This window comes from Pseudohaliea sp., assembly GCF_054552115.1.
In genome coordinates, this window is the sequence record NZ_JBTOLW010000043.1 from 1 (window position 1) to 20,609 (window position 20,609).

Here is a 20,609-nt window from a genome sequence, read left to right on the forward strand (position 1 = left end):
CGGCCCGCGTCGAGCGCACAGGGATGTGCTTGTAGCGTGTCCCGGGGCAGTTCGCCCGGGGCAGCCCCGTGCTAATAGCACCCTGCGGACCCGCGCGGCGAGGAGATAAGTGCAGACTGCGCAGGGGCGGTTTTGCCGGACACGGCATCCGCCTATACTGGCGGGTTTACGCTTCCCACTCCGGAACCCCCATGGACACGATCCAGGTACGCGGCGCGCGCACCCACAACCTGAAGAACATCGACCTCGACATCCCCCGGGACAAGCTGGTGGTCATCACCGGCCTGTCCGGCTCGGGGAAATCATCGCTCGCCTTCGACACCCTGTATGCGGAGGGCCAGCGCCGTTACGTCGAATCGCTGTCCACCTACGCGCGGCAATTCCTGTCCATGATGGAAAAGCCGGACATGGACCACATCGAGGGCCTGTCGCCGGCGATCTCGATCGAGCAGAAGTCCACCTCGCACAACCCCCGCTCCACCGTCGGTACCATCACCGAGATCTACGACTACCTGCGGCTCCTGTTCGCCCGCATCGGCGAACCGCGCTGCCCCACCCACGGAGCCAGCCTGCAGGCGCAAACCGTGAGCCAGATGGTCGATACCGTGCTGGCGATGCCCGAGGGCCGGCGCCTCATGCTGCTCGCGCCGGTCGTGCAGGACCGGAAGGGCGAGCACCTGCAGGTCTTCGAGGAACTGCGTGCGGCGGGCTTCGTGCGCGCCCGGGTGGACGGGCGGGTGGTCGACCTCGACGACGTGCCGGCGCTGGCCAAGAACCGCAAGCACCGCATCGAGGTCGTGGTGGACCGCTTCAAGGTGCGGCCGGACCTCGGCCTGCGTCTCGCCGAGTCCTTCGAGACCGCCCTCGGCCTTACGGACGGGATCGCCGCCGTGAGCGACATGGACGGCGAGGTGGCGGACGTCGTTTTCTCCGCGCGCTTCGCCTGCCCCGAGTGCGGGCACAGCATCAACGAGCTGGAGCCGCGGCTGTTCTCCTTCAACAACCCCGCCGGCGCCTGCCCCGACTGCGATGGGCTGGGCGTCAGGCAGTACTTCGACCCGGCACGGGTGATCCTGCACCCGGAGGCGAGCCTCGCGGAGGGCGCGATTCGCGGCTGGGACCGGCGCAACGTGTACTATTTCCACCTGCTCACCTCTCTCGCCGGACACTACGGCTTTGACATCGACACGCCCTTCGAGAAGCTGAAGAAGACGCATCGCGACATCATCCTGCACGGCAGCGGCGACGAGGAAGTCGCCTTTGCCTACATCAACGACCGCGGCACCGTGTTCAAGCGCACTCACCCCTTCGAGGGCATCCTGCCCAACATGGAGCGGCGCTACCGCGACACCGAGTCCCAGTCCGTGCGCGAGGACCTCGCCCGCTTCCTGTCCACGGCACCCTGCCCCGGCTGCCACGGCACCCGGCTGTGCGAGGACGCGCGGCACGTGTTCGTGGACGAGCGCACCCTGCCGAGCATCACGGGGATGCCCGTGGGCGAGGCCGCGGCCTACTTCGACCAGCTGGAGCTGAGCGGCCGCAACGCCGCCATCGCCGAAAAGATCTTCAAGGAGATCCGCGCCCGCTACCGGTTCCTGGTGGACGTCGGGCTCAACTACCTCACCCTCGACCGCAGCGCCGAGACCCTCTCCGGCGGCGAGGCGCAGCGCATCCGCCTCGCCTCGCAGATCGGCGCCGGGCTCGTCGGCGTCATGTACATCCTCGACGAACCCTCCATCGGCCTGCACCAGCGCGACAACGAGCGCCTGCTGAACACGCTCCGGCACCTCCGCGACCTGGGCAACACGGTGCTGGTGGTGGAACACGACGAGGACGCCATCCGCAGTGCCGACCACATCATCGACATCGGTCCAGGCGCCGGTGTCCACGGCGGCCGCATCGTGGCGGAAGGCCCCATCGACGCCATCGTCGCCAACGAGGGCTCGCTCACCGGCGCCTACCTGGCCGGCGAACGCCGCATCGAGGTGCCCGCCCGGCGGAGCAGGCCGGACCCGGCGCAGCAGGTGATCGTGCGCGGCGCCAGCGGCAACAACCTGCGGGATATCACCCTGGAACTCCCCGTCGGCCTGCTCACCTGCGTGACCGGCGTTTCCGGCTCCGGCAAGTCCACGCTCGTCAACGGCACCCTCCATCCGCTGGCGGCCACGGCGCTCAACGGGGCCACCAACCTCACGGCGGCGGCACATAAAAGCATCGAGGGCCTGGAGCATATCGACAAGTGCATCGATATCGACCAGAGCCCCATCGGCCGCACCCCGCGATCCAATCCGGCCACCTATACCGGGATCTTCACGCCGGTGCGCGAGCTCTTCGCCGGCACCCAGGAGGCGCGGTCCCGGGGCTACAAGCCCGGCCGCTTCAGCTTCAACGTCAAGGGCGGGCGCTGCGAAGCCTGCCAGGGCGATGGCGTCACCAAGGTGGAGATGCACTTCCTCCCGGACATCTACGTGCCCTGCGACGTCTGCAAGGGCAAGCGCTACAACCGGGAGACGCTGGACATCCGCTACAAGGGCAGGAACATCCACGAGGTGCTGGAGATGACCGTGGAGGACGCCCTCGAATTCTTCGAGCCGGTGCCGGCCATCGCGCGCAAGCTGCAGACGCTCATGGACGTGGGCCTTTCCTACATCCGCCTCGGCCAGGCCGCCACCACGCTCTCCGGCGGCGAAGCGCAACGGGTGAAACTGTCGCGGGAACTGTCCAAGCGCGACACGGGCCGGACGCTCTACATCCTCGACGAGCCGACCACGGGCCTCCACTTCGAGGACATCCGCCAGCTGCTGGCGGTGCTGCACCGGCTGCGCGACCACGGCAACACGGTGGTGATCATCGAGCACAATCTCGACGTCATCAAGACCGCCGACTGGCTCGTCGACCTCGGCCCGGAGGGCGGCAGCGGCGGCGGTGAGATCATCGCCACCGGCACCCCGGAGGAAGTGGCCGGCAACCCGGCCTCCCACACGGGCCGGTTCCTGGGGCCAATGCTCGGCATAAAGGCACCGCCAGCCTCGGCGAAGGCCGCCACGAGAAAGAAAGCACCGGCGAAGAAGGGCGCACGGAAGAAGGTCGCCTAGCGCGGCAACCCGGGGCAGCGTCGCCCGCGGGCGCGCCTGCTAGGGCAGGCCGGCATGGCCCGCGTCGACGCGGCAGCGCTCGATGCGGCCAGAGCGCTCCTTGCGCGCCACGGCTGCGCTCGAGTCCTTCGCGGTGACGAGGTAGAGATCCCGTCCGTCCTCGCCACCCAGCATGCAGGCGTAGCAGTTCTGGCTGGTCTCGACCCGGTCGCGCACCGCGCCGCCCTCGGCGACGCGCACACACTCGGGCGCGAGGGCGTTGGCAACCCAGATGCAGCCCTCCGCATCGAGGCAGATGCCGTCGGGCGCCACGCCCTCCAGCTCCGCCCAGACCCGGCGGCTGGACAGCGTGCCGTCAGCAGCGAGATCGAAGGCGGTCAGGCACAGGCCCAGGCTCTCGGCAACCACCAGCGTACCCCCGTCCGGCGTGATCACCATGCCGTTGGGAAAGCTCAGGTCCGTGGCCGCGACGTCCACGTGGCCGTCGGGCGACACGGTCACCAGGCTGGTCTTCGGGTGGTCGGCGAGCACGGCCTCCGGGCCCCGCTCGGCCATGGCCGCGTCGAGATCGAACCCGAAGTTGCCAACGAAGGCGCGGCCGTCGTCGGCCACGACCATGTCGTTGGCAAGGTGGCGGGAGTACTGCGCCAGGCTGGCGTAGTCGGCGAGGCCCTCCGGCCCGTGCCGGAAAAGCCGGTGGTCTTCCATGTCGACGATCAGCAGGGAACCGTCGGGAAGCCAGCCCAGCCCGGAAGGCTGGCACTGCAGCTGCAGTTCGGTGCGCAGGTCGCCCTCGGGACCGAGGGAGCGCACGGCGCGGTCGTAGAAATCGCTGAACCAGAGCCGGCCTTCGTGCCAGCGCGGGCCCTCGCCGAAATAGAGCCCTTCCGCGACGATCTCAGCCTTGGCCATGCACCGCTCTCCTTCCCCGGTAAAACTGCAGCTTGGCAACGAACCCGGGCGCTGGCAAGCCCACGCCACAGCTTTCTATAAGGCGCGCTGGCTCGTCGGATAGGGGCTGATCGCGAATTGCCGGTGCGGCTGCTGGAGGGTACCCCCAGCCTTGCCTGGCCGGGTCGCTCCCCGATACACGCTTGGTGGGGGCGCACCCTCCAGCAGCCGCCCCTACCGCCCTGGAATCGCCTCTGCCGTCTCGGGACCGGGCACGGCGGTAGGGGTGAGGGCGGGAGTCTTCTCTCACAAAGCGTGTATCGGGGAGCGACCCGGCCAGGTTAGGCTGAGAGAAGACTCCCGTCCTCAGCCCGGAATGATGCTACCCGCCAGAACGGCAAGGCCCAACCGGACAGAAACAAAAAAGCCGGGCAGGGCCCGGCTCTTCGTCGCGCGTCAGGCGGAGAACGTCAGTCCTCGTCGTCCTCGAAACGCTCCACCTGCGGGCGATCCACCAGCTCGACATAGGCCATGGGGGCCTTGTCGCCGGCGCGGTAGCCGCACTTGAGGATGCGGATGTAACCGCCGGGGCGGCCCTGGTAGCGGGGGCCCAGCTCGGCAAAGAGCTTGCCCACGGCCGCCTTGTCGCGCAGGCGGTTGAAGGCCAGGCGGCGGTTGGCAACGCTGTCCTGCTTGGCCAGGGTGATCAGGGGCTCGGCGTAACCGCGGAGCTCCTTGGCCTTGGGCAGGGTGGTCTTGATGAGCTCGTGCTCGACGAGGGAGGCAGTCATGTTGCGGAACATGGCCTTCCGGTGCGAGCTGTTGCGGTTGAGCTGACGTCCGCTGTGACGGTGACGCATGGTTCTGATCCTTTACTCAGTGCCTTCCCGGCACGCTGTTTCCCTGCGGGCGGCTCAGGCGCTGAGCACCCGCTCGTCGTTCTTCAGGCTGGCCGGCGGCCAGGCGTCGAGGCGCATGCCCAGGGAGAGCCCGCGCGACGCGAGCACGTCCTTGATCTCCGTGAGCGACTTCTTGCCCAGGTTCGGCGTCTTCAGCAGTTCGACTTCCGTGCGCTGCACGAGGTCGCCGATGTAGTAGATGTTCTCCGCCTTCAGGCAGTTGGCCGAGCGCACCGTGAGCTCCAGATCGTCGACCGGGCGCAGCAGGATCGGGTCCACCTCGTCTTCGGAATCAGCGGCCTCGGACTGCGCCTCGCTCTCCAGGTCCACGAACACCGCCAGCTGCTGCTGGAGGATCGTCGCGGCGCGGCGGATCGCCTCTTCCGGATCGATGGTGCCGTTTGTCTCGATGTCCAGGACGAGCTTGTCGAGGTCCGTACGCTGCTCGACCCGGGCCGCTTCGACCACGTAGGCCACACGGTGGATCGGCGTAAAGGTCGCGTCCAGCTGCAGCCGGCCGATGGAGCGCGTTTCTTCCTCCGGGTCCTCGCGCGAGTCAGCGGGGGAATAACCGCGACCGCGGGCGGCCGTCAGCTTCATGCTCAGCGTCTTCTTGTCGTTGATGTGGCAGATGACGTGCTCCGGGTTGCGGATCTCGACATCATGATCGGTCTGGATATCACCCGCCGTCACGGCACCGGGGCCTTCTTTGCTCAGGGTCAGCTCGACCTCGTCCTTGCCGGCCATGACCAGCGCGACTTCCTTGAGGTTCAGGAGGATCTCGATGACATCCTCCTGCACGCCCTCGATGGTGCTGTACTCGTGCAGCACGCCGTCGATTTCCACTTCCGTGATGGCGCAGCCGGGCATGGAGGAGAGAAGGATACGACGCAGGGCGTTACCCAGGGTGTGGCCGAAGCCGCGCTCCAGCGGCTCGAGGGTCACCTGCGCACGGGTGCTGCTCTTCTCTTCAACTTTGATGACGCGGGGCGTCAGTAATTCTGTCACTGCACTCTGCATGGGGGCACCTGTAGCTGTTTGATTGACCTGGCTCGCCGGGGCTTACTTCCAGTACTTACTTGGAGTAGAGCTCGACGATCAGGTTCTCGTTGATGTCCGTCGACAGATCCTGGCGTTCCGGCGCCGCCTTGAACACGGCCTCCAGCTTCTCGCTGTTCACCTCGATCCACTCGGGCTCACCACGCTGGGCGGCGAGGGCCATGGCGGACTGGACACGCAGCTGCTTCTTGGCCTTCTCCCGGAGCGCGACCACATCACCGGGCTGCACCTGGTAGGACGGGATGTTCACCGTCTTGCCGTTGACCAGGATCGCCTTGTGGGAGACGAGCTGCCGCGACTCGTTACGCGTGGACCCGAAGCCGATACGGTAAACAACGTTATCAAGGCGGCTTTCCAGCAGCTGCAGCAGGTTCTCGCCGGTCGCGCCCTTGCGACGGGCGGCTTCCTTGTAGTAGCCGCGGAACTGCTTCTCAAGCACCCCGTAGATACGGCGCACCTTCTGCTTCTCGCGCAGCTGAACGCCGTAGTCCGAGAGCCGGCCGCGGCGGGCGCCGTGCTGGCCCGGTACGGACTCGGGCTTGCACTTGGATTCCAGTGCGCGCACGCCACTCTTCAGGAACAGGTCAGTGCCCTCGCGACGGGAGAGCTTGCACTTGGGACCGAGATATCTAGCCATAATAAAAAACCTTCCTGTATTCCTTACACGCGGCGCTTCTTGGGCGGACGGCAACCGTTGTGCGGAATCGGCGTGACGTCGGTGATGTTGCTAATCTTGTAGCCGCAGGCGTTCAGCGCGCGTACGGCGGACTCGCGACCCGGACCCGGGCCCTTCACCTGCACGTCCAGGTTCTGCAGGCCGTATTCCTTGGCCGCCTCACCGGCGCGCTCGGCAGCCACCTGGGCCGCAAAGGGCGTGCTCTTGCGAGAGCCGCGGAAACCGGAACCACCGGCGGTGGCCCAGCTCAGGGTGTTGCCCTGGCGGTCCGTGATGGTGATGATCGTGTTGTTGAAGGACGCGTGCACGTGTGCGATGCCGTCGGCAATCGTGCGCGAGACTTTCTTTCGAGTGCCCTTGGCACCTGGCTTGGCCATGTTGTCTTCCTGTCAATATCAACACTGCACTAGCGGTGCAGCTACACTGTAAGGACGCGCCGTTCGCCGGCGCGATATCTGTTCGCTACCCGCTATCGTTAGCGGCGGATCGGCTTGCGCGGACCCTTGCGCGTACGCGCATTGGTCTTGGTGCGCTGGCCGCGGACCGGCAGGTTGCGGCGGTGGCGCAGGCCGCGGTTGCAGCCGAGGTCCATGAGCCGCTTGATGTTCATGGACGTTTCCCGGCGCAGGTCACCCTCGACGGACATTTCGCCGATGCTTGAGCGCAGCGCGTCCATCTGCTCTTCCGTGAGGTCACCCATGCGGGTAGACTCCGGTACGTTGCAGAGGTCGCAAAGGCGCCGGGCGGTCGTCCGTCCGATGCCGTAGATGTAGGTCAACGAGATGACCGCGTGCTTGTTGTCCGGTACGTTGACGCCGGCGATACGAGCCATGCAAGCTTCTCCAAATTCTCTCTAGGCGCTAGCGCTTGTCTGCGCACGGCGAAAACGCCGCCCGAGCCTGCTGAGCCCCGGTTGAAGGGCGCAGGATTCTAGCGATTCAAAACCCAAAAATCAATCACTTATTGCTGATATCCCGGGATCCCGGCTCAGCCCTGGCGCTGCTTGTGGCGCGGGTCAGTGCTGCAAATGACACGGACCACGCCGTGGCGACGCACGACCTTGCAGTTCCTGCAGATCTTCTTCACGGATGCGCGAACTTTCATCTCTCGACTCTCTCTATCAGCCGGGCGTCAGCGGACGCGGCCGGCACTCCCATAATTCTTCAGGTTGGCCTTCTTCATGACCGAATCGTACTGGTGCGACATCATGTGGCTCTGCACCTGCGCCATGAAGTCCATGACCACGACGACCACGATCAGGAGCGAAGTCCCACCGAGGTAGAACGGCACGTTCCAGGTCACCACCAGGAACTGCGGAAGCAGGCAGACCAGGGCGATGTAGGCGGAGCCGAAGACCGTCAGCCGTGTCAGCACGCCATCAATGTAGTTGGCCGTCTGCTGCCCCGGGCGGATGCCCGGTACGAAGGCGCCGGAGCGCTTGAGGTTGTCGGCCACTTCCTGCGGGTTGAACATCAGCGCCGTGTAGAAGAAGCAGAAGAACACGATGAACACGGTAAACAGCAGGATGTTCAGCGGCTGTCCCGGGCCGATGGCCACGGCCAGGTCCTGCAGCCAGTCGGCGGAGCCGGAGCTGCCGAACCACTGCGCGATGGACGCCGGGAACAGCAGGATGCTCGAGGCGAAGATCGCCGGGATCACGCCGGCCATGTTGACCTTCAGGGGCAGGTGCGAGCTCTGCGCCTGGTACATCTTCCGGCCCTGCTGACGCTTGGCATAGTTCACGGTGATACGCCGCTGGCCGCGCTCGATGAAAACGATCATGTAGATCACCGCCATCGCCAGGGCCAGGATCATCAGCAGTACGAGGATGTTGATCTCGCCCTGCCGCGCCTGTTCCAGCGACTGGCCGATGGCTGCCGGCAGGCCGGCGACGATGCCGGCAAAGATCAGCAGGGAAATGCCGTTGCCAACGCCCTTCTCGGTGATCTGCTCGCCCAGCCACATCATGAACACGGCGCCGGTCACCAGCGAAGTGATGGCAATGACGTAAAACAGCAGGCTGGAGGTATACGCCATGCCCTGGTTTGCCATGCCCACGGTCATGCCTGTGGCCTGGATGATCGCCAGCACCACGGTCAGGTAACGGGTGTATTGGCTGATCTTGCGGCGGCCGGACTCGCCTTCCTTCTTCAACTGCTCGAGTTGCGGCGTGACCGCCGACATGAGCTGCATGATGATGGACGCCGAGATGTAGGGCATGATGCCGAGCGCCAGGATGCTCATGCGCTCGAGCGCGCCCCCGGAAAACATGTTCGCCAGGCCCAGGATCGTCCCCTGGTTCTGGTTGAACAGCGCCGCGAGCTGGTTCGGGTCGATACCGGGCACCGGGATGTGCGTGCCGATCCGGTACACGAAAATCGCAAGCAGAACGAAACGAAGGCGAGCAAAGAGCTCGCCCAGCCCGGCCTTGTTGTTGGCGGGATTCGTTGCCATCTAGTCCTCGACCTTGCCGCCGGCCTGCTCGATGGCCGCCCGGGCACCCTTGGTGACGGCGAGGCCCTTGACGGTCAGCGCACGGCCGACTTCGCCGGACAGGAACACCCGCGCGCGGGTGACATCGCCGCGAACCAGGTTCGCCGCCTTCAGCGCAGCCAGGTCCACGACCTCGCCCTCGACACGGTTCAGCTCGCCAAGGCGCACCTGGGCCGTGGTCCGCGAGATCCGGGACGTGAAGCCGTACTTCGGCAGCCGCTTCTGCAGCGGCATCTGGCCGCCCTCGAAGCCGGGGCTGACCTTGCCGCCGGAGCGGGACTTCTGGCCCTTGTGGCCGCGACCGGCGGTCTTGCCGAGCCCGCTGCCGATGCCGCGGCCGACCCGCTTCGCGTCCTTCTTGGAGCCGGGCGCGGGGCTCAGGCTGTTCAGGCGCATTACTTCAGACATCGTTTACTCCTCGACCCGGACCAGGTAATTGACCTTGTTGATCATGCCGCGCACAGCCGGGGTATCCTCCACCTCTACGGTGTGACCGATGCGGCGCAGGCCCAGGCCGTGGACGCAATCCCTGTGCGCCTTCAGGCGCCCGTGGATGCTCTTGACCTGGGTCACCTTGATGGTTTCTTTAGCCATGACTCGCCGACTCACTCGTTAGTTCAGAATTTCTTCAACGCTCTTGCCGCGCTTCGCGGCCACCGCGTCCGGGGAGGCCATGTCGCGCAGGCCATTGAAGGTGGCGCGAACCACGTTCACCGGGTTGGTGGAGCCGTAGCACTTGGCAAGGACGTCGTGGACGCCGGCCAGTTCCAGCACGGCGCGCATGGCGCCGCCGGCGATCACGCCGGTACCTTCCGAAGCAGGCTGCATGAAGACCTTGGAGGCACCGTGGCGGGCCTTGACCGGGTACTGGATCGTGTTTCCGTTGAGCTCCACCTGGATCATGTTGCGGCGCGCGGCTTCCATGGCCTTCTGGATGGCGACCGGCACTTCCCGGGCCTTGCCGCGGCCGAAGCCCACGCGGCCCTTGCCGTCGCCGACGACGGTCAGCGCCGTGAAGCCGAAGATACGGCCACCCTTGACCACCTTGGCCACGCGGTTGACCTGGACCAGCTTCTCCTGGAGATCACCGTCCTGCTGCTCTGCCTGCTTATTGAATGCCATATCGCTATCCTAGAATTCCAGTCCACCTTCCCGAGCGGCGTCGGCCAGCGCCTTGACGCGGCCGTGGTACCTGTACCCGCTGCGGTCGAACGCAACTTTCTCGACGCCGGCTGCACGGGCACGCTCGGCCACGAGCGCCCCTACCCGGGCGGCGGCATCGACGTTACCCGTGGCACCGCTGCGCAGGCTCTCGTCCAGGGTGGACGCACTGGCCAGCACCTGGTCGCCGGCTGCATTGAACACCTGGGCGTAGATGTGCCGCGGCGTGCGGTGCACGCTCAGGCGGTTGACGCCGGCCGTGCGCATCCGCGCGCGGGAGCGGCGGGCGCGACGCAGCCTTGCTTCGTTCTTGATGCTCATCTCGATACCTACTTCTTCTTGGCTTCTTTACGACGCACGTACTCGTCGGCGTAACGAATGCCCTTGCCCTTGTACGGCTCCGGCGGACGGAAGCTGCGGATCTTCGCGGCAACCTCGCCGACCACCTGCTTGTCGATACCCTTGACGACGATCTCCGTCTGCGTGGGCGTCTCCGCGCTCACGCCTTCCGGCAGGTCGTAGTCAACCGGGTGCGACAGGCCAACGGTGAGATTGACGCTGCTGCCACTGGCCTTGGCCCGGTAGCCGACGCCGTTCAGCACCAGCTTCTTCTCCCACCCCTCGGAGACACCCTTGACCATGTTGGCCAGGAGCGCGCGGGTGGTGCCGGCCATCGCCTTCACCTTGTCGTTCTCGTAGGCCAGGGACACCGAGCCGTCTTCCTGGCTCAGGCTGATGCCATCCTGGAGCGCCAGGCTCAGCGTCCCCTTGGCACCCTTGACGATGACGTCGTGGCCGTCGATCTTCACCTCGACGCCGCCGGGCACCGCCACGGGGTAGTTTGCTACTCTAGACATTGCTATGTGCTCTCAAGCTAGGCTCAAAAAATTCAGTGCTCAGACCTCAGAATACGGTGCAGAGCACTTCGCCACCGACGCCGGCTGCGCGGGCGGCGCGATCAGTCATGACACCCCGGGAGGTGGACACGATCGCAATGCCCAGGCCGCCGCGCACGGTGGGCAGGCCGTCCTTGCCGGCGTAGCTGCGCAGACCCGGGCGGCTGACGCGGTCGATCTCGGCGATCACCGGCTTGCCCTGGAAGTACTTCAGGCGCAGCGCCAGACGTGACTTGCCGTCTTCGACGCGGCTCTCGAAGCCCTCGATGTAGCCCTCTTCCTCGAGGACCTTGGCCACAGCCGCCTTCAGCTTGGAGCCGGGCATGTCGACACTGGTCTTGCCTGCCATCTGTGCGTTGCGGATGCGCGTCAGCATGTCGGACAGCGGATCTTGCATACTCATCGTCGTTACTCTCCGTTATCTGCCCGTTACCAGCTCGACTTGACCAGGCCGGGCACGTCGCCGCGCATAGCGGCTTGACGCAGCTTGTTCCGGCACAGGCCGAACTTGCGGTACACCGCGTGCGGTCGGCCCGTGAGCTGGCACCGACGCTGCTTGCGCACCGGGCTCGCGTCCCGGGGCAGCTTCTGCAGCGCGATCTGCGCATCCCACTTTTCCTCGTCGGAGGCCTTCGGGTCCCGAATGACCGCCTTCAGCGCCGCCCGCTTGGCAGCGTACTTCGCTACCAGCTTCTCGCGCTTGGCCTCCCGCGCAATCATGGATTTCTTGGCCATAGCTAAACCCCTTTACCCTTTCAGCGGGAAGTTGAAGGCGCGCAGGAGGGCGCGGCCCTCGTCGTCCGTGCGAGCCGTCGTCGTGATCGTGATGTCCATGCCGCGCAGCGTGTCCACCTCGTCGTAGTTGATCTCCGGGAAGATGATCTGCTCGGAGACGCCCATGGCGAAGTTGCCGCGACCGTCGAAGGACTTCGGGCTGATGCCGCGGAAGTCGCGCACCCGCGGGATCGCGATGCTGATCAGGCGCTCGAGGAACTCGTACATCCGCTCGCGGCGCAGCGTGACCTTGCAGCCGATCGGCCAGCCGTCGCGGATCTTGAAGCCGGCGATGGACTTGCGCGCCACGGTGACCACGGGCTTCTGGCCAGCGATCTTGGTCATGTCGCTGAGCGCGTTCTCCAGCACCTTTTTGTCGCCCACGGCTTCGCCCACGCCCATGTTCAGCGTGATCTTGGTAATCCGCGGCACCTCCATCACGTTCGCGAGGCCCAGTTCTTCCTTGAGCTTCGGCGCGATCTCGGTGCGGTACTTTTCTTGCAGTGTCGCCATGTTTGCCATTGTTTCCTCGCTGCGTTACGCGTCGATGGCTTCGCCGGTCGACTTGAAAACGCGAATCTTGCGCTCGCCTTCCACCTTGAAGCCCACGCGGTCCGCCTTGCTCGTGGCCGGGTTGAAGATCGCCACGTTGGACACCTGGATGGGCGCCTCCTGCTCGACGATACCGCCCTGCACGCCCAGCTGCGGGTTGGGGCGCTGGTGCTTCTTGACCATGTTGACGCCGGCAACGAGGAGACGGTTGTCCCCGAGCACCCGGCGGACCTTGCCGCGCTTGCCCTTGTCCTTGCCAGCCAGGACGATCACTTCGTCGTCGCGCTTGATCTTCGCCATCTTGTGTGCCTCTCTTTCCTGCGCCGCGCCTAGATAACTTCGGGCGCCAGGGAAATAATCTTCATGAACTTCTCGCCGCGCAGCTCCCGGGTCACCGGGCCGAAGATACGCGTGCCGATCGGGGCCTCCTGGTTATTGAGAAGTACCGCCGCGTTGTCATCGAAGCGGATAATGGACCCGTCTCGCCGGCGTACGCCCTTGCGCGTGCGCACGACCACGGCGGTCATCACCTGGCCCTTCTTCACCTTGCCGCGCGGAATGGCTTCCTTGACGGTGACCTTGATGAGGTCGCCGACGCGCGCGTAGCGGCGCTTCGAGCCGCCGAGCACCTTGATGCACATGACGCGACGGGCACCGCTGTTGTCCGCGACATCCAGGTAAGATTGTGTCTGAATCATTGTCTACTCCAGCCTGCGGCTCCCGCCGCACTCACTCAGTCCGCGCTCAAAGCTCCGCGGCCTGCTCCACGACCTCGACCAGCTTCCAGGTCTTGGTGCGTGACAGCGGGCGCGACTCGGCCACCGTCACCAGGTCGCCGATGCGACACTGGTTGTCTTCGTCATGGGCGTGCACCTTGGACGAACGGGTGATGTACTTGCCGTAGACGGGATGCTTCACCCGGCGCTCGATGAGCACCGTGATCGTCTTGTCCATCTTGTTGCTGACGACCTTGCCCGTCGCCGTCCGCGTGCGTTTCTCTGCTGCTGCCATGTTCAGTTACCCGCCTTTTCCCGGAGCACGGTCTTGACGCGTGCGATGTCGCGCTGGCTCTGCTTCAGCAGGTGCGTCTGGCCCAGCTGCCCGGTCGCCTTCTGCATGCGCAGCTTGAACTGGTCTTCGCGTAGCTCAAGCAGCTGCTTGCCCAGCGCCTCGGTCGACTTGTCTTTCAGTTCCTTCGCGTTCATCACATCACCGACCGCTTAACGAAAGTGGTTGAAACCGGAATCTTCGACGCCGCGAGCTCGAAGGCCTCGCGCGCGAGTTCCTCGGAAACGCCCTGTACTTCGTAAAGCACCCGGCCCGGCTGGACCTGAGCTACCCAGTACTCGACGTTACCCTTACCTTTACCCTGGCGAACCTCGAGGGGCTTGCCGGTGATCGGCTTGTCGGGGAAAACACGGATCCAGATCTTGCCGCCACGCTTGATGTGGCGCGTCATGGCACGACGCGCGGCCTCGATCTGGCGCGCGGTAATCCGCCCGCGGCCGGTCGCCTTCAGGCCGTACTCGCCGAAGCTGACCTTGCTGCCCCGGTGGGCCAGGCCGCGGTTGCGGCCCTTCATGGTCTTGCGGAATTTTGTGCGTTTCGGTTGAAGCATGTCGCTGACGCCCCAGTTCGCTTAGTTCGTTGCCGTCTTGCGCGGCGCTTCGGCACCGTCTTCGGTACCGATCACCTCACCCTTGAAGATCCACACCTTGACGCCGATAACGCCGTAAGTGGTCTTTGCCTCGTAGGTCGCGTAGTCGATATCCGCACGCAGCGTATGCAGGGGCACCCGGCCCTCGCGGTACCACTCGCTGCGCGCGATCTCGGCGCCGCCCAGGCGGCCGCCGACCTGCACCTTGATGCCCTCGGCACCCTGGCGCATGGCGTTCTGAACCACGCGCTTCATGGCGCGGCGGAACATCACGCGACGCTCCAGCTGCTGGGCCACGTTCTGGGCCACCAGCCGCGCGTCGAGATCCGGCTTGCGGATCTCCTCGATGTTGATGTGTACGGGCACGCCCATACGTTCGGCCAGGTCGCGCCGCAGCGCGTCGACATCCTCACCCTTCTTGCCGATCACGATGCCGGGGCGGGCCGTGTGGATGGTGATCCGGGCCGTCTGTGCCGGGCGCTCGATCACCACACGGCTCACGGAGGCGTTGTCGAGCTTCTGCTCGATGTACGAGCGGACCTCGAGATCCGTGATCAGGTTCTTCGCATAGTTCTTGCTGTCGGCGTACCACACGGAAGTGTGATCCTTGACAATACCCAGGCGAATGCCGGTGGGATGTACTTTCTGACCCATCTGGTCTTCTCCTAACTCTCGCTGGCGCCGTCGGCGACTTTCACGGTGATGTGGCACGTGCGCTTGAAGATCCGGTCCGCGCGGCCCTTGGCCCGGGCGCGGATGCGCTTCATGGTCATGCCTTCATCCACGTAGATGCTGGACACCTTCAGTTCGTCCACGTCGGCACCCTCATTGTTCTCCGCGTTGGCGATCGCGGAGTTGAGCACCTTCCTCACGATGTGGGCCGCCTTCTTGTTGCTGAACTCCAGCACGTTGAGGGCCTCCTCCACGGGCTTGCCGCGCACCTGGTCGGCGACCAGGCGGGCCTTCTGCGCCGAAATCTGCGCACCCTTGAGCCTTGCTGCAACTTCCATTTCCAGTTCCTCGCTTGGCACGCGCGACCTAGCGCTTTGCCTTCTTGTCGACGATGTGGCCCTTGAAGGTCCGCGTGACAGCGAACTCGCCGAGCTTGTGGCCGACCATATCCTCGTTGATGAGGATCGGGACGTGCTGGCGGCCGTTGTGCACGGCGATGGTCAGGCCAACCATGTCCGGAGAAACCATGGAGCGGCGCGACCAGGTCTTGATCGGCCGGCGGTCGTTGCTCTCGATGGCGGCCTCCACCTTCTTCTGCAGGTGCAAGTCGATGAACGGGCCTTTTTTCAATGAACGCGGCACAGTACTTTCCTCTCGCTGTCTCTATCGGCGGCCGATTACTTCTTGCGGCGGCGACGCACGATGAGCTCGTCGGTCCGCTTGTTCTTCCGGGTCTTGTAGCCCTTCGTCGGCGTACCCCAGGGGCTCACCGGGTGGCGGCCACCGGAGGTGCGGCCTTCACCGCCACCGTGCGGGTGATCCACCGGGTTCATGGCGACGCCGCGCACCGTCGGGCGCACGCCGCGCCAGCGCGCAGCGCCGGCCTTGCCGAGCTTGCGCAGGCTGTGCTCGGCGTTCGATACCTCGCCGATCGTCGCGCGGCAGTCAGCCAGCACCCGGCGCATTTCGCCGGAACGCAGGCGGATCGTGGCGTAGCGGCCTTCCCGGGCCGCCAGCTGCACGGAGGCGCCGGCGGAGCGGGCAAGCTGGGCGCCCTTGCCGGGCTTCAGCTCTACCGCGTGGACCACGGAACCCACGGGAATGTTGCGCAGCGGCAGGGCGTTACCCGTCTTGATGGGCGCGCTCGGGCCGGACTGCACCATGTCGCCGGCGGCCAGGCCACGGGGCGCGATGATGTAGCGACGCTCGCCGTCACCGAACAGCACCAGGGCGATGTGGGCGGAGCGGTTCGGGTCATACTCGATCCGCTCGACGCGCGCAGGGATACCGTCCTTGTTGCGCTTGAAGTCGATGACGCGATAGTGCTGCTTGTGGCCACCGCCGATGTGCCGCGTGGTGATGCGGCCGTTGTTGTTGCGGCCACCGCTGCGCGACTGCTTCTCCAGCAGCGGCGCATAGGGCGCACCCTTGTGCAGGCCTTCGCTCTCGATGCGAACGACATGACGGCGACCGGGCGAGGTCGGCTTGGTCTTTCTTACTGCCATCTCGAAACGACTCCTTAGTCCGCCGTCGTGAAGTCAATTTCCTGGCCGGGCTGCACGCTGACGTACGCCTTCTTCCAGGTGGGCTTGGTGCTGTAGCCGTAGCGGTTGCGCTTCGTCTTGCCCTTGACCTTCATGGTGGTGACGTTCTCTACCTTGACCTTGAACAGCTGCTCAACGGCCTTCCTGATTTCCGGCTTGGTCGCGTCAACGGCGACCTTGAAGACGTACTGGTTCGCCTCGTCGGCCACGATGGCTGCCTTCTCGGAGACGTGCGGGCCTGCCAGCACCTGGAATACGCGCTCGGGGTTCATGCCAGCATCTCCTCAAACTGCTTCACCGCATCCACGGTGACCATCACCTTCTCGTGGGCAACGAGGCTGACCGGATCGACCCCGGCGACGTCACGCACATCAACCTTGTGCAGGTTGCGCGCCGCGAGGTACAGGTTCTCGCTGACGTCGCTGGTCACGACCAGCGCGTTGTCCACGCCGTATTCGCCGAGCTGCTGCACCAGCAGCTTGGTCCTCGGCTGCTCGACGTCGATGCTCTCGACGACGAGCAGGCGGTCCTGCCGCGCCAGCTCGGAGAAGATGGCGCGCAGCGCGGCGCGGTACATCTTCCGGTTGACCTTGACGCTGTGGTCCTGCGGCTGGGCCGCAAAGGTCACGCCACCGCTGCGCCACAGGGGCGAACGGATGGTACCGGCGCGGGCGCGGCCCGTACCCTTCTGGCGCCAGGGCTTCTTGCCGCCGCCGGAAACCGCGGAACGGTTCTTCTGCGCCTTCGTACCCTGCCGGGCGCCGGCAAGGTAGGACGTGACCACCTGGTGCACGAGGGACTCGTTGTACTCCCGCGCAAAGGTTGCGTCGGAAACGGAAACGGTACCCGCCGAAGCATTGCCCGGCTTTGCTACATTCAATTCCACTGCCTGACCCCCTTACGCCCCGGCCTTCACGGCCGGACGCACGATGACGCTGCCGCCGGGCGCACCCGGTACGGAACCCTTGATGAGCAGCAGGTTGCGCTCGGCGTCCACACGGACAATTTCGAGGCCCTGCACGGTGACGCTCTCGGCGCCCATGTGGCCTGCCATCTTCTTGCCCTTGAACACGCGGCCCGGCGTCTGGCACTGGCCGATGGAACCCGGTGCGCGGTGCGCCAGGGAGTTGCCGTGCGTGGCATCCTGGGTGCGGAAATTCCAGCGCTTGACGGCGCCCTGAAAGCCCTTGCCCTTGGAGCGGCCGGAAACATCGACCATCTGGCCGGGCTCGAAGCGCTCCACGGTCAACTCGGCGCCGACCTCGAAGGCCTCATCACCCTCCGCCAGGCGGAATTCCCACAGGCCATTGCCGGCCTCGACACCCGCCTTGGCGTAATGCCCCGCTTCCGATTTACTCACTTTGTCAGCCCGGCGGGCACCCGCCGTGACCTGGACTGCCCGGTAGCCATCGCTTTCGGGCTGCTTGATTTGAGTAACGCGGTTTGGAGCGATCTCCACTACGGTTACTGGGATTGAGGCGCCGTCTTCGGTAAAGACGCGCGTCATGCCGGATTTCCGGCCGACTAAGCCAATAGTCATGTTGCCAACCTCACAGTGTACGGGGCTGTCACCCTCTATGGCCGCCCGGGCCCCTGGCTGGGGGTCGGGCGTTACACACCCGACCACACGCGTGTGGCCGGGCAGGTCTTGCTACGAATTGTCGTTAACCAAGACTGATCTGTACTTCGACTCCTGCGGCCAGGTCCAGTTTCATCAGCGCGTCCACGGTCTTCTCCGTGGGCTCGACGATATCCAGAAGGCGCTTGTGGGTACGAATCTCGTACTGGTCGCGTGCATCCTTGTTGACGTGCGGGGAAATCAGCACCGTGTAGCGCTCCTTGCGGGTCGGCAGCGGGATCGGGCCACGGACCTGGGCGCCGGTGCGGCGGGCAGTTTCCACGATTTCCTGGGTAGACGCGTCGATCAGGCGATGATCGAAGGCCTTCAGGCGAATGCGAATACGTTGGTTTTGCACGCGATCAGACTCCAAACAATAAAAAACCGGGGGTTCGCAGAGATCCCCCCGAAAAAGGAACGCGAATTCTAGTGATCGCCCAGGGCCCTGTCAACCACAATTTTCGCTGTCCGGCACGGGCACGGTATTCCGGGACGGGGGCGGGCTACTTATCTCACCGAGCGAATATCGTGGAGCGATTGAGAGAAGCATCCCGCCGTCACCCCGGAACGTGGCCGCGCCAGCGCGGGCAGGCAGTGCCGGCCTACTCCGCGCAGTTGACGCAGCGGGTGGCCTGGGGCAGCACTTTCAGCCGGCCCTCGCCGATCGGTTCGCCGCAGCCCTCGCAGATCCCGTAGCTGCCGTCGGCGATGCGCTCCAGGGCCGCGGTGACCTCGCGGATGGCGAGCGCCGTCTCGTGGCCGATGGCATCGACCACTTCGTCATTCTCCCGCTCCTGCGCCTGCTCGGCGGAATCCGAAGGGTACTCCCTGCTCGCATCGTTCTTGATGCTCGCCATGCGCTCCTGGAGCTCTGCCAGGCGCTCGCGCAGTTCGGTTTCTATCTCCTCGTAGGCCACGGTTCCTCCTCAGCTCTCCGCCACCAGCAGGCGATAGAGTTCATCCTTCAGGTGCAGCCGGCGCTTCTTGGCCTCCTCTTCAGTCGCAGTGGAGACCGGCGTGACCTCGTTTTCCATGTTCTCTATCTCGCGGGTGAGCCGGTGGTACTCGTCGAAGCGCTCGCGGAAATGCTCGTCCGTGGTCTTGAGCTCGTGGATGCGCTCCTTGAGCTCGGGAAACTCGTGGATCAGGTCGTGATGTTCTACGGACATGGTGATTCCTCGACTTGTGATTATGGTCCGCTCAGTACGAGCCGCGCCTCCTACAGTGCAGGGCCGGCTCTCCCGGCGCAATGACGCAGGTCATTGACCCCGCGAGAGACGAAAAAGGCCCGGCAAAGCCGGGCCTTCCGCGAAGCGCGTGGGCCGGCGAGCGGCCCACGGGTTAGCACTGACTCGATGCGTCGTCTCGAAGGCTTTACTCGATGCCTGTATCGAATGCTTTATTCGATGATCTTGGAGACGACGCCGGCACCGACCGTGCGGCCGCCTTCACGGACCGCGAAGCGCAGGCCCTCTTCCATCGCGATCGGCGCGATCAGCGTCACCGACATCTGGATGTTGTCGCCCGGCATCACCATCTCGACGCCCTCCGGCAGCTCCACCGCACCCGTCACGTCCGTCGTGCGGAAGTAGAACTGCGGGCGGTAGCCCTTGAAGAACGGCGTGTGACGACCACCCTCGTCCTTCGACAGCACGTACACCTCGCCCTCGAACTTCGTGTGCGGCGTCACCGAACCCGGCACCGCCAGCACCTGGCCGCGCTCGACTTCCTCGCGCTTCGTGCCACGCAGCAGAACGCCCACGTTCTCACCGGCACGGCCTTCGTCCAGCAGCTTGCGGAACATCTCCACGCCCGTGCAGGTCGTCTTCTGCGTGTCCTTGATGCCGACGATCTCGATCTCGTCGCCCACCTTGATGATCCCGCGCTCGACACGACCGGTCACCACCGTGCCGCGGCCGGAAATCGAGAACACGTCCTCCACCGGCATCAGGAACGGCTGGTCGATCGCTCGCTCCGGCTCCGGAATGTACGCGTCCAGGGTCTCGACCAGCTTCGCTACCGCCGTCGTGCCCAGCTCGTTGTCGTCCTTGCCTTCCAGCGCCATCAGCGCGCTGCCGCAGATGATCGGCGTGTCATCACCCGGGAAATCGTACTGGTCCAGCAGCTCGCGGAGCTCCATCTCCACCAGCTCCTTCATCTCCTCGTACTCTTCCGTGTCCGCACCGCCGCAGTCTTCCGCCAGCAGGTCGGCCTTGTTCAGGAAGACCACGATGTACGGTACGCCCACCTGCCGGGACAGCAGGATGTGCTCCCGCGTCTGCGGCATCGGGCCGTCCGTCGCACCACAGACCAGGATCGCACCGTCCATCTGCGCCGCACCGGTGATCATGTTCTTCACGTAATCGGCGTGGCCGGGGCAGTCCACGTGCGCGTAGTGGCGCTTGTCCGACTCGTACTCCACGTGCGACGTGGCAATGGTGATGCCACGCGCCTGCTCTTCCGGTGCGTTGTCGATACCGTCAAAGGCAACGGCCGCTCCGCCCCAGACTTCCGCGCAAACCCGCGTCAGCGCCGCCGTCAGCGTCGTCTTGCCGTGGTCCACGTGACCGATGGTGCCCACGTTGACGTGGGGCTTGTCGCGCTCAAAAGTTTCCTTTCCCA

Annotated in this window: 33 protein-coding genes; 1 reads left to right on the forward strand and 32 read right to left on the reverse strand. The window is 65.2% G+C overall.

The window, feature by feature from the left end:
* The first annotated feature begins 191 nt into the window (after positions 1–191).
* Positions 192–3,095, forward strand: coding sequence for an excinuclease ABC subunit UvrA (gene uvrA / locus ACX93N_RS15380; RefSeq protein ID WP_459429327.1), 2,904 nt, complete (start codon positions 192–194; stop codon positions 3,093–3,095).
* A gap of 39 nt (positions 3,096–3,134) precedes the next feature.
* On the opposite strand, the gene ACX93N_RS15385 is transcribed toward uvrA, so the two are convergent.
* From ACX93N_RS15385 to tuf, 32 genes are all read right to left on the reverse strand, one after another.
* Positions 3,135–4,007, reverse strand: a complete 873-nt coding sequence (locus ACX93N_RS15385) for an SMP-30/gluconolactonase/LRE family protein (protein WP_459429328.1) — start codon at positions 4,005–4,007, stop codon at positions 3,135–3,137.
* A 449-nt stretch (positions 4,008–4,456) separates the two neighbouring features.
* On the reverse strand, positions 4,457–4,846 hold the full coding sequence (gene rplQ, locus ACX93N_RS15390; RefSeq protein WP_459429329.1) for a 50S ribosomal protein L17: 390 nt from the start codon (positions 4,844–4,846) through the stop codon (positions 4,457–4,459).
* 54 nt (positions 4,847–4,900) lie between these two features.
* Complete coding sequence (locus ACX93N_RS15395; protein ID WP_459429330.1) at positions 4,901–5,905, reverse strand: DNA-directed RNA polymerase subunit alpha; 1,005 nt, start codon at positions 5,903–5,905, stop codon at positions 4,901–4,903.
* A 55-nt stretch (positions 5,906–5,960) separates the two neighbouring features.
* Complete coding sequence (gene rpsD, locus ACX93N_RS15400; RefSeq protein ID WP_459429331.1) at positions 5,961–6,581, reverse strand: 30S ribosomal protein S4; 621 nt, start codon at positions 6,579–6,581, stop codon at positions 5,961–5,963.
* A 23-nt stretch (positions 6,582–6,604) separates the two neighbouring features.
* Positions 6,605–6,997 carry a 30S ribosomal protein S11 gene (rpsK, locus tag ACX93N_RS15405; protein WP_350039020.1) on the reverse strand — a complete coding sequence of 131 codons (393 nt, stop codon included), beginning with the start codon at positions 6,995–6,997 and terminating at the stop codon, positions 6,605–6,607.
* A gap of 98 nt (positions 6,998–7,095) precedes the next feature.
* Positions 7,096–7,452 carry a 30S ribosomal protein S13 gene (gene rpsM / locus ACX93N_RS15410; protein WP_459429332.1) on the reverse strand — a complete coding sequence of 119 codons (357 nt, stop codon included), beginning with the start codon at positions 7,450–7,452 and terminating at the stop codon, positions 7,096–7,098.
* Between the two features lie 155 nt (positions 7,453–7,607).
* Positions 7,608–7,724, reverse strand: a complete 117-nt coding sequence (gene rpmJ / locus ACX93N_RS15415; protein ID WP_459429333.1) for a 50S ribosomal protein L36 — start codon at positions 7,722–7,724, stop codon at positions 7,608–7,610.
* A gap of 27 nt (positions 7,725–7,751) precedes the next feature.
* Positions 7,752–9,074, reverse strand: coding sequence for a preprotein translocase subunit SecY (gene secY, locus ACX93N_RS15420; protein WP_459429334.1), 1,323 nt, complete (start codon positions 9,072–9,074; stop codon positions 7,752–7,754).
* Positions 9,075–9,509, reverse strand: a complete 435-nt coding sequence (rplO, locus tag ACX93N_RS15425; protein ID WP_350039080.1) for a 50S ribosomal protein L15 — start codon at positions 9,507–9,509, stop codon at positions 9,075–9,077.
* Positions 9,510–9,524: 15 nt separating this feature from the next.
* Positions 9,525–9,707, reverse strand: a complete 183-nt coding sequence (rpmD, locus tag ACX93N_RS15430; RefSeq protein WP_459429335.1) for a 50S ribosomal protein L30 — start codon at positions 9,705–9,707, stop codon at positions 9,525–9,527.
* Between the two features lie 18 nt (positions 9,708–9,725).
* Positions 9,726–10,235 (reverse strand): 30S ribosomal protein S5, encoded by a 510-nt coding sequence (gene rpsE, locus ACX93N_RS15435; RefSeq protein ID WP_459429336.1) that lies wholly within the window; start codon positions 10,233–10,235, stop codon positions 9,726–9,728.
* 9 nt (positions 10,236–10,244) lie between these two features.
* Positions 10,245–10,595 (reverse strand): 50S ribosomal protein L18, encoded by a 351-nt coding sequence (gene rplR / locus ACX93N_RS15440; protein ID WP_459429337.1) that lies wholly within the window; start codon positions 10,593–10,595, stop codon positions 10,245–10,247.
* A gap of 8 nt (positions 10,596–10,603) precedes the next feature.
* On the reverse strand, positions 10,604–11,131 hold the full coding sequence (gene rplF / locus ACX93N_RS15445; RefSeq protein WP_459429338.1) for a 50S ribosomal protein L6: 528 nt from the start codon (positions 11,129–11,131) through the stop codon (positions 10,604–10,606).
* Positions 11,132–11,177: 46 nt separating this feature from the next.
* Complete coding sequence (gene rpsH, locus ACX93N_RS15450) at positions 11,178–11,573, reverse strand: 30S ribosomal protein S8 (RefSeq protein ID WP_459429339.1); 396 nt, start codon at positions 11,571–11,573, stop codon at positions 11,178–11,180.
* A gap of 26 nt (positions 11,574–11,599) precedes the next feature.
* A complete protein-coding gene (gene rpsN, locus ACX93N_RS15455) occupies positions 11,600–11,905 on the reverse strand; it encodes a 30S ribosomal protein S14 (RefSeq protein ID WP_459429340.1) in 306 nt (101 codons plus the stop codon).
* A gap of 12 nt (positions 11,906–11,917) precedes the next feature.
* A complete protein-coding gene (rplE, locus tag ACX93N_RS15460) occupies positions 11,918–12,457 on the reverse strand; it encodes a 50S ribosomal protein L5 (protein WP_459429341.1) in 540 nt (179 codons plus the stop codon).
* A gap of 24 nt (positions 12,458–12,481) precedes the next feature.
* The gene (gene rplX / locus ACX93N_RS15465; protein WP_459429342.1) at positions 12,482–12,796 is read right to left on the reverse strand and encodes a 50S ribosomal protein L24; all 315 of its coding nucleotides are present in this window, start codon (positions 12,794–12,796) and stop codon (positions 12,482–12,484) included.
* 29 nt (positions 12,797–12,825) lie between these two features.
* Entirely contained in the window at positions 12,826–13,194 is a 369-nt protein-coding gene (rplN, locus tag ACX93N_RS15470; RefSeq protein WP_459429343.1) for a 50S ribosomal protein L14, read from the reverse strand.
* Positions 13,195–13,240: 46 nt separating this feature from the next.
* Complete coding sequence (rpsQ, locus tag ACX93N_RS15475) at positions 13,241–13,507, reverse strand: 30S ribosomal protein S17 (RefSeq protein WP_459429344.1); 267 nt, start codon at positions 13,505–13,507, stop codon at positions 13,241–13,243.
* A gap of 2 nt (positions 13,508–13,509) precedes the next feature.
* The gene (rpmC, locus tag ACX93N_RS15480; protein ID WP_459429345.1) at positions 13,510–13,701 is read right to left on the reverse strand and encodes a 50S ribosomal protein L29; all 192 of its coding nucleotides are present in this window, start codon (positions 13,699–13,701) and stop codon (positions 13,510–13,512) included.
* The gene (gene rplP, locus ACX93N_RS15485; protein ID WP_350039050.1) at positions 13,701–14,114 is read right to left on the reverse strand and encodes a 50S ribosomal protein L16; all 414 of its coding nucleotides are present in this window, start codon (positions 14,112–14,114) and stop codon (positions 13,701–13,703) included. Before rplP ends, rpmC begins: the two co-directional genes overlap by 1 nt.
* Before the next feature lie 21 nt (positions 14,115–14,135).
* A complete protein-coding gene (gene rpsC, locus ACX93N_RS15490) occupies positions 14,136–14,807 on the reverse strand; it encodes a 30S ribosomal protein S3 (protein WP_459429346.1) in 672 nt (223 codons plus the stop codon).
* 11 nt (positions 14,808–14,818) lie between these two features.
* A complete protein-coding gene (gene rplV / locus ACX93N_RS15495; RefSeq protein ID WP_459429347.1) occupies positions 14,819–15,163 on the reverse strand; it encodes a 50S ribosomal protein L22 in 345 nt (114 codons plus the stop codon).
* Between the two features lie 28 nt (positions 15,164–15,191).
* Entirely contained in the window at positions 15,192–15,467 is a 276-nt protein-coding gene (rpsS, locus tag ACX93N_RS15500) for a 30S ribosomal protein S19 (RefSeq protein WP_350039056.1), read from the reverse strand.
* Between the two features lie 35 nt (positions 15,468–15,502).
* Positions 15,503–16,330: a 50S ribosomal protein L2 gene (gene rplB / locus ACX93N_RS15505; RefSeq protein WP_459429348.1), complete on the reverse strand. Its 828-nt coding sequence runs from the start codon at positions 16,328–16,330 to the stop codon at positions 15,503–15,505.
* Positions 16,331–16,344: 14 nt separating this feature from the next.
* On the reverse strand, positions 16,345–16,641 hold the full coding sequence (gene rplW, locus ACX93N_RS15510) for a 50S ribosomal protein L23 (RefSeq protein WP_459429349.1): 297 nt from the start codon (positions 16,639–16,641) through the stop codon (positions 16,345–16,347).
* Positions 16,638–17,255, reverse strand: a complete 618-nt coding sequence (rplD, locus tag ACX93N_RS15515; RefSeq protein WP_459429350.1) for a 50S ribosomal protein L4 — start codon at positions 17,253–17,255, stop codon at positions 16,638–16,640. Before rplD ends, rplW begins: the two co-directional genes overlap by 4 nt.
* A gap of 12 nt (positions 17,256–17,267) precedes the next feature.
* On the reverse strand, positions 17,268–17,909 hold the full coding sequence (gene rplC / locus ACX93N_RS15520; protein ID WP_459429351.1) for a 50S ribosomal protein L3: 642 nt from the start codon (positions 17,907–17,909) through the stop codon (positions 17,268–17,270).
* A gap of 124 nt (positions 17,910–18,033) precedes the next feature.
* Positions 18,034–18,345 (reverse strand): 30S ribosomal protein S10, encoded by a 312-nt coding sequence (gene rpsJ / locus ACX93N_RS15525; RefSeq protein ID WP_350039066.1) that lies wholly within the window; start codon positions 18,343–18,345, stop codon positions 18,034–18,036.
* Positions 18,346–18,589: 244 nt separating this feature from the next.
* Positions 18,590–18,904 carry a TraR/DksA family transcriptional regulator gene (locus ACX93N_RS15530; protein ID WP_459429352.1) on the reverse strand — a complete coding sequence of 105 codons (315 nt, stop codon included), beginning with the start codon at positions 18,902–18,904 and terminating at the stop codon, positions 18,590–18,592.
* Between the two features lie 9 nt (positions 18,905–18,913).
* Entirely contained in the window at positions 18,914–19,156 is a 243-nt protein-coding gene (locus ACX93N_RS15535) for a YdcH family protein (RefSeq protein ID WP_459429353.1), read from the reverse strand.
* A gap of 230 nt (positions 19,157–19,386) precedes the next feature.
* A partial coding sequence (gene tuf, locus ACX93N_RS15540; protein WP_459429354.1) for an elongation factor Tu occupies positions 19,387–20,609 on the reverse strand: 1,223 nt, incomplete at its 5' end.